The 13,305-nt window shown below is 54.1% G+C and carries 16 protein-coding genes and 1 pseudogene; all 17 read right to left on the bottom strand.

From position 1 onward, the window contains the following. Positions 1 to 499 precede the first annotated feature (499 nt). Positions 500 to 1,405, bottom strand: coding sequence for a S49 family peptidase (locus U2W12_RS02950; protein ID WP_326499182.1), 906 nt, complete (start codon positions 1,403 to 1,405; stop codon positions 500 to 502). Next, on the bottom strand, positions 1,392 to 1,991 hold the full coding sequence (locus tag U2W12_RS02945; RefSeq protein ID WP_326499181.1) for a hypothetical protein: 600 nt from the start codon (positions 1,989 to 1,991) through the stop codon (positions 1,392 to 1,394). Before U2W12_RS02945 ends, U2W12_RS02950 begins: the two co-directional genes overlap by 14 nt. Next, entirely contained in the window at positions 1,991 to 2,476 is a 486-nt protein-coding gene (locus U2W12_RS02940) for a hypothetical protein (RefSeq protein ID WP_326499180.1), read from the bottom strand. The genes U2W12_RS02945 and U2W12_RS02940 overlap by 1 nt, the downstream gene beginning before the upstream one ends. Before the next feature lie 8 nt (positions 2,477 to 2,484). Further along, complete coding sequence (locus U2W12_RS02935) at positions 2,485 to 2,856, bottom strand: hypothetical protein (protein WP_326499179.1); 372 nt, start codon at positions 2,854 to 2,856, stop codon at positions 2,485 to 2,487. A gap of 80 nt (positions 2,857 to 2,936) precedes the next feature. Next, the gene (locus U2W12_RS02930) at positions 2,937 to 3,305 is read right to left on the bottom strand and encodes a hypothetical protein (protein WP_326499178.1); all 369 of its coding nucleotides are present in this window, start codon (positions 3,303 to 3,305) and stop codon (positions 2,937 to 2,939) included. Then, positions 3,302 to 3,970, bottom strand: a complete 669-nt coding sequence (locus U2W12_RS02925) for a hypothetical protein (RefSeq protein ID WP_326499177.1) — start codon at positions 3,968 to 3,970, stop codon at positions 3,302 to 3,304. Before U2W12_RS02925 ends, U2W12_RS02930 begins: the two co-directional genes overlap by 4 nt. A 496-nt stretch (positions 3,971 to 4,466) precedes the next feature. Next, the gene (locus U2W12_RS02920) at positions 4,467 to 6,425 is read right to left on the bottom strand and encodes a cell wall-binding protein (RefSeq protein WP_326499176.1); all 1,959 of its coding nucleotides are present in this window, start codon (positions 6,423 to 6,425) and stop codon (positions 4,467 to 4,469) included. Next, positions 6,422 to 7,342 carry a toprim domain-containing protein gene (locus tag U2W12_RS02915; RefSeq protein ID WP_326499175.1) on the bottom strand — a complete coding sequence of 307 codons (921 nt, stop codon included), beginning with the start codon at positions 7,340 to 7,342 and terminating at the stop codon, positions 6,422 to 6,424. The genes U2W12_RS02920 and U2W12_RS02915 overlap by 4 nt, the downstream gene beginning before the upstream one ends. 97 nt (positions 7,343 to 7,439) lie before the next feature. Then, positions 7,440 to 7,955: a hypothetical protein gene (locus U2W12_RS02910; RefSeq protein WP_326499174.1), complete on the bottom strand. Its 516-nt coding sequence runs from the start codon at positions 7,953 to 7,955 to the stop codon at positions 7,440 to 7,442. A gap of 32 nt (positions 7,956 to 7,987) precedes the next feature. After that, entirely contained in the window at positions 7,988 to 8,302 is a 315-nt protein-coding gene (locus tag U2W12_RS02905) for a hypothetical protein (RefSeq protein WP_326499173.1), read from the bottom strand. Further along, the gene (locus U2W12_RS02900) at positions 8,299 to 8,670 is read right to left on the bottom strand and encodes a hypothetical protein (protein WP_326499172.1); all 372 of its coding nucleotides are present in this window, start codon (positions 8,668 to 8,670) and stop codon (positions 8,299 to 8,301) included. Before U2W12_RS02900 ends, U2W12_RS02905 begins: the two co-directional genes overlap by 4 nt. A gap of 4 nt (positions 8,671 to 8,674) precedes the next feature. After that, positions 8,675 to 9,241, bottom strand: a complete 567-nt coding sequence (locus tag U2W12_RS02895) for a hypothetical protein (RefSeq protein ID WP_326499171.1) — start codon at positions 9,239 to 9,241, stop codon at positions 8,675 to 8,677. A gap of 359 nt (positions 9,242 to 9,600) precedes the next feature. Then, positions 9,601 to 10,746: a hypothetical protein gene (locus U2W12_RS02890; protein ID WP_326499170.1), complete on the bottom strand. Its 1,146-nt coding sequence runs from the start codon at positions 10,744 to 10,746 to the stop codon at positions 9,601 to 9,603. A 102-nt stretch (positions 10,747 to 10,848) separates the two neighbouring features. After that, positions 10,849 to 11,247, bottom strand: coding sequence for a PIN domain-containing protein (locus tag U2W12_RS02885; protein ID WP_326499169.1), 399 nt, complete (start codon positions 11,245 to 11,247; stop codon positions 10,849 to 10,851). Then, positions 11,237 to 11,470, bottom strand: a complete 234-nt coding sequence (locus U2W12_RS02880) for a ribbon-helix-helix protein, CopG family (protein WP_326499168.1) — start codon at positions 11,468 to 11,470, stop codon at positions 11,237 to 11,239. The genes U2W12_RS02885 and U2W12_RS02880 overlap by 11 nt, the downstream gene beginning before the upstream one ends. A gap of 83 nt (positions 11,471 to 11,553) precedes the next feature. Beyond that, positions 11,554 to 12,861: an integrase family protein gene (locus tag U2W12_RS02875; protein WP_326499167.1), complete on the bottom strand. Its 1,308-nt coding sequence runs from the start codon at positions 12,859 to 12,861 to the stop codon at positions 11,554 to 11,556. A gap of 333 nt (positions 12,862 to 13,194) precedes the next feature. Then, positions 13,195 to 13,305: pseudogene (locus U2W12_RS02870) on the bottom strand (IS630 family transposase); the annotation flags it as partial.

Genomic DNA, 13,305 nt, shown 5'->3' with positions numbered 1-13,305 from the left:
AAATCTATGCAGTAATCGGTTTGTTTGAACCCCGCGTCCGGCTCGATACGCCGTTTCATATTAGGAAATAATAAAAACTCTAGCTGGATTCCGTGCCAATTTCTTATAAGGCTTGAGACCCAAGGCTTACAGGCTGGCTATTTCTTGATATAGGCTCGTTTCCTAAACGCAGCACATCCCAGCATCCCGTACTCTTGCTGGACGCCCGTTATGGCGCGTGGTTCGGTGGCCGGCCTGCCGGCGCAGCCACAAAAAAGCCGGGTTGCCCCGGCTTTTGGAGTGCGTTGCTACTCTTGGCGGACTCTACGCCTCATTGTTGCGGTGACGAGTGATTACGGCCGCAAGAAACCGACTGGCTCGACTATGTCCTGGCCGGCACTGATAACAAAACCGTTTATACAACGGGAAAAGCCGGGCACAAGGCCCGGCTCCCCCATCATTTTCAAAAACCATGCAGTCATAGGAGCTATCTGGCGCCTGCATGTCGCGCCAAATTCGGTTATCTCGATCCGCGCGCCTTGGCGAAGGCGGAGCCCCAGCCGGTATGATCGGTGTTTTGCGCGGGGGCTTGCGCGGCCTGGGATGTTCTGCCGGTCGCCAGCGAAAACGCTTTACCCCAGTCTCCTTTGTCCTGGGCTGCTGTTTGCTGGCTGTCGGGCTGATTGAGCGGTGCGCCGCTCAAGACGCCCTGCAAGCTGCCCAAGCCGTCGGCTAGGCCGAACTTGACCGCTTTGGCGCCGATCTCGATGCCGCCGCGTAAGGCCTTGATCTTGTCTTCGGTCAATGCAGGCCGCAAGCCGACCAACGATTGAATGAAAATAGCTTCCAGGTCGTCAATTTGCGTTTGCAATACGCGCTTGCCCTCGGGCGTGGTGCCGTCCGGCCGCTTATCGGGTGCATGGCTGCTGACGATTTCGAGCGTGTTTTTATCGCTGCCGAGCTGATACACGCCTACAATGCCGATACTGCCCATTTCTCCGGTCGCGTCGGTGACGATCTGATCGCAGGCGGCCGCCAGCCAATAGGCCGCGCTCGCGGCCATGCCGCCGACATAGGCCACCGTGGGTTTGTTGATAGCCTTGATCGTGTTGGCCTGCTCGTGAATGCCGGTAACACTGCCGCCAGGCGAATCGAAAGCGAAGACGATCTTTTTAACCGCCTGATTCGTGACGGCCTTGTTGATCTGCGCTTGAATGTCGGTCAATGCGGTTCCAAAGCCGAACAGGGTAAAGATGTTCGCACGTGGAAACAGCACGCCGTTTACCGGAATGACGGCGGTGTTGCCTTCGGTATTGGCTGTTGCCGGCGGCGTCGTGGGCGTCTCCAGCGCGGCCAGCTTGGCCTCGGTCCTGAATAGGGTTTCCAGGTGCAAGCGCGGCATCGCATAGAGTTTATCTGTCAGCATCGCTGACCTCCATCATTAGCACAACTTCGGGGTTTACGTCGCTGCGCCGATAAAAGCCGTCCATGCCCAGCGCTTCGGCCGAACAAATCAGCGTCTCTTCCTCGACCTCCAGCGCGTATTTGCGCTGTTGCAGGCTGGCTTTCAGTTCCTGCCGTTCGGCCAGGGGCGGGCCGGATTCGATGTGTTCGGCTTCGCGGCGGGCCATGTCGTGCAACAGGCGCTGCACCGTGCTTGATCCGATCAACGGAATCAACACGCCGGCCAGGTGCGCCGCCCCGGCACCGCCGAAAATCCGACCGTTCTCGATGACGGTAGATTCACAGTCGATCTGAACCGTCGCATCAAAAGGCCCCAAGCCCTGCAAGGGAGTTTGGTAAAAAAAGGCCTTAGCCCGGCTGCTGCCATCCGCGTGCAGTGTGATAAAGCGATCGATGGCCGCCAGCGCATCATCCAGCGGCAGCGGCGCATGGTCGATCCAGTGGATTTCATCATCAATGCCGTTGAGTTCGTCGCGCAGATCATGAAGCTGTTTCAGGGCTTGGTTACGGCTCTTTTCGAGCGTGTCTTTGATTTTCTTGGCGTCCATCAATAACCTCCATCCAGTGATGCCCGGTCGGGCGCGACGTGATAACGGGTGGGATCGCCTTGTCCGTGCTTTTCGGCGAAGTCGTTCAGCACATTGAAGCAAGCGCCGAACTCGTTTTTATTTCGGGCGGCTTGGTCTCGGGCGTCGGTCAATTTGCGGTGCGTCAGCATCGCCTCGTACAGTTCGATCAAGGCGTGCTTGCCGAAAAAGCCTTCCGACACATTGAACGCGGCACAAGCTTTCGGCCAGGCGGTGCGCAGTTGCTCCAGTTTGGCGCCGATCTCGGCCGCCGACAGCGCTCGCCAGTCTAGTTTGATGATCTCCAGGGCCTGTCGGCAGTCCGGATAATTGCGGGAAAATTGCGCCAGTTGCCGGGCGTACTCGTCGCGCGCATGGAACCAATCCTCATTCACTGCGCGGTAGATTTGGTGAAGGGCGGCGCGGCGCTGCTGTATCGCCCCCCATTTGGCTTGGTTGAATTTCATTTCCGATCCTATTTCTTGGGTTTGGTGGGTAGGGCTGTTCCGGCGGCAAGGCAGCACATCACAAATAGCCCGTGAAACTCCTTGGGCTGCATATCAAGCAGCGGCATCAGCGTTTCAGCGGCGGCATAGGCCGTTATCTGGCGGGCGCTGTAGCGCTTTTTCATATCGCTGCGTGAGGCATAAAGCGACGCCTTGTCGATGAAGCTGCGTTGCCAGTTTCTTAATAAGGGATAGGCTTCCAACAACAAAGGAATGGCTTCTTTTTGGGTGCCACTGGTTTGCGCGGCGCGTTGGTTGATGTCCGCCTGGAAGGCCGCGCGCAATTTTTGGCCTTCTATTTCTTCGGCCAAGCGTTCGCTTTCGGATGGTGGCTGTTGCATGGTTATCTTCTCGCTTGGATACGACGGGTTGTGCTATAGGGTGACATAGGGACCGTGACAAAAATAGGCAATCGATGCCGTTAATTTTTCCTAGCCGAAAGTCCGCAAATTTTTGCCAGCATCTTGAGCGACGACGGCATTTTGGCACCGAGCGATTCGGCTTGTTTAAGGCATTGCCCGGCCTTGTCGTCGCCCAATCGCCCGGAGGTAATCCGGTTGACTAATTCGCCGCAACGCGGCCAGGGGCGGCCCGGCAAGGCCTCGAACGCGGCAAGAATGTATTGGTTCCGCCGAGTTAAGGCGTCTTGGTAGGCCAGGCTTTGTTTTCCGGTGCGACCGTAGGCCAGACCCAGCTCGACCAATACAACTTGCGCCAGGTCAGGCGGCAAGGGTTTTTGCAGTTCAAGCGATAATTTGACCTTGCGCCGTTCGGTGGGTGTCAGCTTCATGATTTGGGTCTAAGTGTTTGTTGATCGTCTGATAGATCGCTATCGGCCTCCAGGTCGAAAGCAAGGATATCCAGTGCGTCATCAGTGCCGAAAACCAACGGCTCCAGTTCTTCCAGCGGCATCGCCGAATAGTCGATTTTCCCGCGCCCCGCATCGGTTACGCCGTCGTCGCCCTGCATGATCGTCGTGATCTGGTCGCGCGGATGAATGACCGTGAAGTCGAAATCGATACACGCCGGCTTTAGGAACGGAAAGTCGCCCATGTCGGACGGAAACTCGCGGTCGCAAATTTCGTGGAAGGCGTCCCATACCAGCATGAATACGGCCAAATAATCTTCGATATAGGCCCAATCCTCTTCATTCTCCGCGCCGCTCACGGCTTCCCGGATTACCGCCCTGAAGGCTTCGTCCCATACCGGCTGCAATAGCCTGACGACTTCGCGCTTGAACCGGGGATTCTTGAGTCCCGGTAATTGCTTGTTGGCCGATCGCTGCGCCTTGCTCTTGGCGGCGTCCTGTTTTTCGCGCAACAGCCAGGCGGCGTAGTCCAAATCGAACTTGCCGTCGGTGCTCAACTGGATGGCGTGCTTCTTGAATGCTTGGGATACCGCAGAACGGCTGATGCCCAGCTCACGGGCTAAATCCGCCTTTGTTCCTCGTCTCATACTTAACCTACTGAAAAAATTGTCTAAATTGATCGAAAAAAGTCCGATTGAGAAGTTAGCCGTCAATTGAAAACCAATGGTTTAGTAACTTTTGGAGCCACTGCCTACCTACAAATCGGGGCTCTTCTTACCCTCTCGGGAGAAAGTCAGGAAGGACCCATCCCTACGAATAAAAAATATTATTCCCCCTCCTGTTTCAAAAGCTCGGGAAATTCGGGAAATTCGGGAAAAGTGGCCTCAAAACCAGACACGGCGCGGCTTTGCGGTTTCCCGACTCGCCCAAAATCTCGGGGAAATTTCCCGGTTTTCCCGAATTCATAACGGGGTTTCCTCAGCTTGAGGTAATCCGAGCCTTTAAAACTTTCCCGACTTTTCGGGAATCTTTCCCGAGAAAAAAGACCGACTCGGGAAACGTTAAGCCTTGCTATACAAGGGTTATAGCTATTCTTTCCCGAGTTTCCCGAATAATTTATAGATAACCCCCTTCATATTTTTATCAAGCCTCGATCGTATCGGCGGATAAGACCATTACACGCTGATTGCTGCCGGCGATAATCTTCTTCACGCGCAAGCGCGGCCGGCTGCTTTTGGGGTCTCGCTCGGTCTGGGTGATGTAGCCTTTCTCATACAGTCGCCGCCAAAGGCTGGTCGGAGACAACAATACGGCGTCCCCTTGTTGCTTGGCCAGGCGCTGAACCTCGGCGTAAGTGCTGTCCTGTTGCAGCCAGACTTCCCCGGCTTTGTCGTCGTACCAGCCGATGCAGTTGCCCATCGGCCGGTAATCTTTGCCGCCGATCGGATCGCTGACTTCGCGCCAGCCCCACGTATGCGGCCGTGACGGCGGCGGCCCCTGGTTCAGCCGGCAGGCAATGTGCGCATTGCCTCTGGCGAATAAGGCGCGGAGCAAATCCAGAAACCGCTCGGTTTCGTCCTGATCGGCTTGGTAGTCGCCTTGCTCATTGAATGCCTGCATCAATCCGGATTCGACGGACTCGACCAGCGCGCCGGCCTGTTCGCTGTCGATCGCGCCGGCCGCTTCCAGAAACTCGGCAAAGACAGCAGACCCGGCTACCAAATTGGCGAAAATCTCGGGGGCGCGGGGATGAGAGGAAGCGTAACCGCCCTGCAAGGCGAAATTGCGCAGGCTGACGACCTTTTCCGGAAACTCCTTTTTCAGCGTATCCATACGCGGGGCCAGCCATTGCAGATAAGCGGCCATCAAGCCAGATAATCGGCCAGACTCGGCCGTCTGTTGAAGGCGCGTGAGCGTTTCGCAATCCACATCGACACGGGTTAGCTCTAGAATCAACAGGCGCCCCAACAGGCTTTGGCCTTTGGGTAAATCTTCGCCGGTAATGAATGTCATTGAGCGGTTATACGGCGCGGCTTTCGCTTGCAGTTCAGCGCCGCGCCTGCCCCGTCCTGCCTGGTTGCCGGTGTTTCGGATCAAACGTTCCGCTTTCGCGTGCAGCTTGGCCGCTTCTGACTGGTTGACCGAAGGCTTGAAGTCGTCGACGACAAATATCCCGTCCTTAGCCTGAAACGCTTTCACCTCGATATCGTTATCGGTGTCGGTAAAATTGGCCGGGAAACGGCGCGCGTTGAAATCGCCGAAGAAAGCGAGCGGAATGGCGGTGATTGCGGATTTTTTCGCGCCGGTCATGCCGTGAATGAATATGGCGAAATCGATCGGCAGGCATTCGCCCAAGGGGGCGCGAGCCACGGCGGCCAGTAAGGCCGCGCCGATCTGCGGCTTGCCGGGGCAAATCGCCAGTAAATCCGAAACCAGCCCCGCCGCCGCTTTGATGGCCTCGGCCTCGATCGGTGCGGGTAAGCGATAGCGGCTCATGTGGCCTTGCCCGAGTTCCACCTGCACATCTTGGCGTAACCCTTCGGCACTGATCGCGCCCGAGCCGGTCAAATACTGCCAGTCGTTGTCGCACTGTTTCCACCCGGTAAACTTGAACACATGCCGGCGCGGCACATCGCCTGCCAGCGTCGAATACAAATGGATCGCGGCGCGCAGGTTATCCCGCTTGGAAGCGCCGGGAAAAACGAACGCCAGCGTGCCGTAGGCCTCATTAACCCAATTGGCTTGAGTCGAATAAAACTTGGTGGCCGGCACGTCGACCAAAGGCAGGGTCAGTCCATCCTTGCGCCGTCCTTCGATACGCAAAAAGGCTTGATCGTGCAAGCCATCGTCATGGGTGACTTCTTCGGCAATCTTGCAGACGAAATCACACAGCGGGATTTCGACAAAGCCTTGCCCGTCCGGCCCTGTCCTGACGGCTTTGATTTGGTGGAAGGCGCCGCCGATAATGGCGTAATCGCCGAAACGCTGTTCGGCGCTTTTGCCTGCGCCGCCCGATCCGCCCCCGCTGCCGGTTTTAGTCGATTTCGGTTTGGTAGAGTTATTGACCAGTTCCAAAACCGGCTTTCCTGTTTTTTTCGTCATGGGTGAGCATCCTGCAAGGCGAGGGCGTAATCGTTGAAGTCGCCAGCGATCGGCGGAGAGGCAACAAAGCCATCGACGGCCAGGGCCGCTTCGTTGGCTTTGGTAAGGCCCGGATTGCCAGGCGTTTTATCGTTGTCGGCGGCAAAGATGATTTTGACGGCCGGTAAATGCTTGCGGACGATAAGGCCCACGGCCAGCAAATTGCCGGCCGTGAATGCGATATAAACCCGGTAGCCGGTCTCTTCGTGCAGCGTGGCTGCCGTGGCGAAGCCTTCGGCGATCAAGACCGGATCAGTTTTCTCCGAACCAATCCACCAAAACAGCCCGGACGTTTCACCAAACGGCAAAAAATCCTTGCCGCGCCCCAGTTCCAGGGATTCGATCGGGAAGATGGCTTGAAGGTTACGGATGCGGCCGGCGGCGTCGACCAAGGGCAGAATCAGCGCGTTCTCGACGGTGAGCTTGTGCTTGCCGCTTTTGTCCTGGTAACTTCGCTGCCAGGTCGTTAGGCGGGCGCTATGCGGCTGGATCTGCTTTTTGGCAAGATAAGGATGATCGAGCGTAGCCGGTTTAGAGGTTGCCCAAATGGCGCGGGCGCGGCGGGCGGTCCGGTTTTGCCGTTCCTGCCGTTCTTGTTGGCGGCGCTCCTGTTCAGCCTTGACCCGGGCGCGCTCTTCGGGGCTGATCGGTTTGGCGGATTGGCGATCGAGGAAGAAGTTTTGTTTCTCCCCGGTCTTGTGGTTCCAGACGATCCCGCCTTGGCCGTCCGGAAACAGTTTGATGCGGCCATCGCCCCGGCCGCGCGGATCGTCGGTCAGGTCGGCCTGGTGCCACTCGCCATCGAGCGGCACGGATTTATACTCAATGCCGGCCCGCTCGCACGCTTCGCGGGCTCGGTCGAAAATACAGGTTGTCATGGCATAACTCCTTTGCCGGAGCGTGCAATCCACCCTGCCCATTGTTACAATAGGCACTCATCATTGCGGATGGATCGCACGAAACCCGGCTAATTTATTAGTCGGGTTTCTTCTTTTTGGCCTGCATACCGCGCCGCCGCAGAAAATCCGTGCAAATCTCTTCGGCTTCGGCATCTGAAGCCGCCGCGAATTGCAGTAAAATTTCCTGAGTGGCTTTGTCGATGAAGCGGTATCGGTTGCCGCAAGCATCAAGGATATAGTTGGCCCAATTCGTTGTCGGAACAAATTGCTCGGCGGCGCTTTGGACCGTGTCCTCTTTCGATTTTTTTATCGTCGCGTAGTAATCGGGGTTATCTAGCCGCGATCGTGCGCTGTCTGCAATTTCGATCAAGGCCGCAAGGGTGGCGACCTGGTAGGAAGTGCTATACAGGATCTTCTCGACATCTCCATCCCCCATCCATCCGTTTTCATCGTTTCCGCGCATAGTCGCCAATGTACTCAGCGTGGCACTGATATTTTCAGCCTCCAGTTGCGCGAATTCGGTTAACCGGGCGAACCACTGTAGCTGGTTTGGCTCCATGTGGTCGGCGGCCAACTCAAAAAGATTGCTCACTGCGTTAGATGTGTTAATTATCCCCATTTTGCTCATTTCGCACCATCCTTCTCTGCCTGATCGCTTGAGCGAGTTTCTTCGATATAAGCCTCGATCAGCGCCTCGGCGTCCCTGATTTCGTAGCGGATGACCTGCGTGGCTCGCCACAGCGTATCATTTTCGAAGCTGCAAATATCGGCGACTTCGCAAGCCACCTCGATCAAGTCCGCAATCGCGGCCGCTCGCTGCAAGCTTGGCCTGACGGTATCTTCCAGGTTAAAGAATCGTCCATCCTGACCGATGGGCATCCGGTGTTTGAACAGATTGGTGATTTGCTCGGGTTGAGCTTGGTTCGATGGAATACTCATTGCTCGACTCCCTGCGCCCAGTGCTCGAACAGCTCGCCGCCGTTGTCGATGTAGTGATGGACTTCCTGACGGGTCGCGCGGGCGTCCAGTTTCAGGACGGCCAGGCAGTCATCGAATAAGGCTTTGTCCAAGCCCCGCAGCGTGATCAGGTTGAATGGAAACCGATAACCGTTGTACAGCCCCAGCAGGAAACGGCGCACGGTTGCCGCTTGGCCGGTGTCGCCTTCGGCGATTTCAGCAAGGCGGAATAAGGCGGGAATGCCGGCCTTGGTGACGGCTTGGCGCTCGATTTCCAAATCACGAATTTGCCGAAGGAAGTCGTTAACGGCTTCCGGTTGTTGGGTGGGTTTTTGGGTATTGATTTGCATTGCCTTAGCCCTCCATCATGCCGGTGAAGTGCAGGCGGTAGACGCCGGATAGCTCGGGCAGCAGCGATGCAGCTTGAACCGATGACAAATCGCGGCAAATCAGCGTTTTGACGCAGCCCGCGTATTTGAACAGGTCGAAGTGGGCTTGTTTGGGGGTAAATTTACCCGAAGCAATGGGTTTTTGGGTGTTGTTTTGCATTGCGGTGGCTCCTATGGAGAGGAATAAACCGCCGCCCTTTGGTCTCAATCGCTGGGTGGCGGGCTGTATCGGGTTGAGACTACCGGCATAGGAACCGGCCAACCCCTTGCGGAGTTGCCCAATACAGCTCGCCATAACAGATACCAAACGGCACAATGCCGCCTGTGTTTTCGGTGAGCATAAAAAAACCACGTTTGATAGTGGCCTTTGGTGGCCTATGTGCGGGGTCTCAATCCCGACACTCGTTTTTTGCGAGTGCGAGCGAATCATAACCGCCGGGGGAATCGCTGTCAAACTTTGAACGCGCCATTTTTTCTTTCGGCGGCGGTGTAAGCGGCTGGGTTTGGTTGTGTCGTCGGGCAGCAGGCTCATTGCGTCCCTCCGGCTACTAGAGCTCTGATGCTAGCGACTGGCCAGGCCAAGCGGCCGTTGATGCGGATAGGGCGAAGTGGACCGTTTTCCAGGCAAGCGTGTTTACGCAATGTCTGCGGTTTGCGGTTCAAATAAAAAGCCGCTTGGTCGGTGGGGACCGTTGGGCTGGTTACTTGCTCCAGCGGGGGATAATAATTGCTCATTAAGGAATCTCACAATATTGAAAGAGATTCCTATGTTATTTTTTTTGAAAAAATAAAAAATTAGGTAACTTATGGGCCTCCTACATTTCCCTATATTCCCCTATATTATTTCTGGCGATTTTTCTGGGTGCAAAAAAAGGAATTTTTTTAAATCCCCTATATTCTATTTTTCGATCGTCGCCCACCTTTCTTTTGGATGCTGTGCTTTTGGCTGTATGGTTGCCAGAAAGCCCGCCTGAATGCCGATCCCTTTATATTCCAAAGTTTTTTATTTTTTGACCACTGACGGACTTGCTGAAGGATTTCTTCGACCTTTAACACATCGAGAGCGATGCCGGTATGGTTGCGCCAGTTATCAAAGTCTTCCTCTCTGTCTTGATATACAAGTCCTGTTTCAGCAATTGAGGGTGCCGTATTGGTTTTTGGAAGTTTTTTGTCCTTCTTTGCTTCATCCTGCCACCAATTAGCCAATAAACACCCTTCTTCAAGAGGTAATAAATCCAGTATTTGCAAGCAGGTATAAATTTCGTCTTTGTGAATGATTGGTTCTAATACGGAAGGTCCAAGACAGACTAATGCCCTGCTTGTATACCCTTCAATAGGGATTTGTCCGCCTTCTATTTGATTCATTATCCAGCGGACAAAATTAAATTGCATCATTGACCAAGAAAAAACACCTTCTTTTTCACGCCGATGATGAAACATTAAGGTAGAAATATCATTTAATCCTAGCTTTTCAGGTAAGCGCTTAATCTTTGCTCGTTTGAGTATCGGCTGAAGTAATTCTTTATCATTGTTTAGAGGTTTATCAAGTTTTCCAGGTATGGGTTCTATGCTTGTGCCTGGTACGAGTTGATGTGATGGTTCGAGCCGTTCGAACTCGTCATCATTCGACCAATTATCCAACGATTCGGCAACCGTGGATTGATGAAGGCTTTCCTGGTGGCATTTTTCATAGTCATTAACTTCAGCGGCATCAATTAATAACCTATCTAGTCCAGGGTAATAAGTAATGATGCAGGGATCTCCGGGAAGCACTCCGGGCGGGTTTTGAGCTTTACCAGCATAAGCCTCAACATCAAAAGAGGTGGGGGCATAATAAATATTTGCCAGCTCTTCGTAATCTACGTTGACGTGACTGCCTCTATATATGGTTTGTGTTGCTGGATAGTACCAATCGACCTCGGCTTTAAATTTAAGTTGATTGGTCAATCCTAGTTGCATTAGAAAATCGATTGAAACATTCCATCGGTTCGCCAGTTCAGATGGGCGGTAGTACAATCGATCGTGCAATAAATCCACGAAACGCCTCCTTCAAAGCGTCATCCTTCAAGAGAATTGCCAAGCCAGCCGGTGAAGGAAACCGGTTTTCGGGGGCCATCCTAGGCTTGGCAAAATCGGTTGCTACAAAAACGGATTGACGATCACAAGCCGGTTGTCGATTGCTTGGCCGTGCTGCATGTCTTCGGAAAACAGGGTATCGCAACCGGCAAGCAGTGCGGCCGCCACGATCAAGCTGTCGTAATGCGAAAAGCCGTACCGCTCGGCAATGCCCAAGGCTGCGTGAAGCGTGTCCAGGGTAAGCGGCTGAACCGATCCGCATTCATGGCTTAGGCGATTGACGACCGCACTGATCGCGGCGGCGTCGAATCCCAATTTGCGCCGCATGATGTTGGCGGTTTCGCTCAGCACTTGCACCGATATGACCGGACGCCGTGCCAGCAACGCAATGGCTTGGTCCTGTTTGGCATCGTTGGCCAGGCTGTAAATCACGACGTTGGTATCGATGAACTCACCGGGCATTGGCTTCGTCCCGGTCGAACTTAAAGTCGCCAAGGTCTTTACGGTATGGCGCGAAGAACGCCTTTAATGATTGTTGCCGTTCTTGCTCGGTGGCTCGCGCTTCCAATTCTTGTCGATGTTTTACGATCAAGCGCTCGATCAAATCGCGGCTCGAAATGTGCTCTTTTGCAGCCATAAGGTTAAGTTGTTCGGCGGCTTGGTCGCTGATGTGTAGGGTTTGCATGGAGGTGGTCTCGTAAGGGTTTTATTTGGACGGCGTAACGATTAATTTATATTAAGGCATATTGCTGTCAAGGGGAGTGGTAATTACTTAACGACCCGCAAGCCATGCGCCTGTTCAGCTTGCGCAAATTCGACGCCGGCCTGTTCCAATATCCATGCCTCATATTTGCCGTGCCAGATGGCTAGCAATTCGAGCGGCCGGCTCTTGTAATGGCGCTCGGCGGTGGCGTTTGGCCGATGCCCCATGATTTGAGCGACTACGCCTACCGGCATTTCCACCCATTCGGCCAGGCTGGCAAATGTGCGGCGTAAACCGTGCACGGTGACGTGTTCCAGTCCTGCCGCGGCTAATGCGCGGATATGTCCTTTCCTTGGCTCCGCCAGTTTGCCGTCGGCGGCTGTGGGGCTTGAGAATACCCATTGATTACGCCGTGGCAGTTGCACGATCAGGCTGCGTAAATAAGGTGTTAAAGGAATCATGCGGCCTTCGGCTTCGACCTTGTCTTTGATCCACATGGCGCCCAATTTAAAATCGATGTCGTCCCATTTCAGCCCGGCCAGCTCTTCACGGCGGGCGCCGGTCAATATCAGGCCTTGCAAGTAGGCGGATACAATTGGGTTGCTCAGGTTGCGCACGGCTGCAAACCAGTCTTTTAGCTGGCCTTTATGGAGAAGGTCCGTTTTTTTGGTGCCGGCTTTGGGAACGGATTTTTTAACCTGTTTGGTCAGGGCGTCGGCGTCGATCACATTTTTGTAGGTCTTATGCTCGGCGCACCAATGCCAGAACGCCCGAAACAGAATATATCCGTTTTTGGTGACGGTCGCGCGGGTCTTGCTCTCACGGGACAACCACGGCAGCAGCACATCGGCGTTAATGTCGGACAGGCGCATTTGCAACAACGGAAACAAAACGCCCTGCACGGTAACGCCGCTACCGCGTTTTTTGGGCTGTCCTGGGGCTGACGACGCTTTAGCATGATCTTTTATGTGGTGGTCGCTCCAGGCATGCCGGTTTTCGCGGATATATTCATCCCATGCCGTTTGCACCGTGACGCTGTTGCGGAGGGCGTCGGTTTTGGCGGTTTCTTTGGCGGCTTCGGCGTGCGCGATCTTCTCGGCCTTTACCTGTCTCGGATCGTGGCCGGCGTCGATCAAGGTTTGCAGACGACGCGCTTCCGCTTGCGCGTCTTTAATGCTCCACGTCTTAACGTCGCCGATTGTTATCCTGATGGCTTTACCGTTGAGTTTGCCCTGATAGACATAGGATTTCGAACCCGGAGTGACGCGTAAAGCCAAGCCCGGAGATTCGCTATCCCACAAAAAAACTTGCTGCTTATTTTCAGGGCAGGCGAACCCGTTTATTCGGCCTGCCGTAAATTTGATTTTTGACATTTCCCGAGCTACCCCAAAAGGTTACATGGTTTCTCATGTAACCCCCATGTAACCAGATTTCGGGAATATTTGTCAATATTGGGGAATAGTCTATTTTTTGAAAAACCCTTTAAATCATTGTTTTTATGAAATATATATAGGTAATGGGAATGTCAATCAACGCTAATAAATGCCGTCTTTCAGGGATTCATAACCCCAAGGTCGGTGGTTCGATCCCACCCATCGCCACCATGGAATTCAAGGGCTTAGGTAATTACCAAGCCCTTTTTTTATGCCTGCGGGACACAGATGGGACAATTGCCCGCAACATATCACAACAAAACCCGCTAGTGTCTAATTGCATAAGTTAGAGATTGTATTTTTGATCTGGCTGCCAACGACTTCGCGTTTCTTCCAAACGAAAGGTTGCGCTCCCGTGTTGTAGGCAGCAATGTATTTCTCCAC

Source organism: Methylomicrobium sp. Wu6, assembly GCF_035916875.1.
In the GTDB taxonomy this organism is placed as follows: domain Bacteria; phylum Pseudomonadota; class Gammaproteobacteria; order Methylococcales; family Methylomonadaceae; genus Methylomicrobium.
The sequence above is the reverse complement of the archived record's forward strand: the minus strand, read 5'-3'. Positions and strand labels throughout refer to the sequence as shown.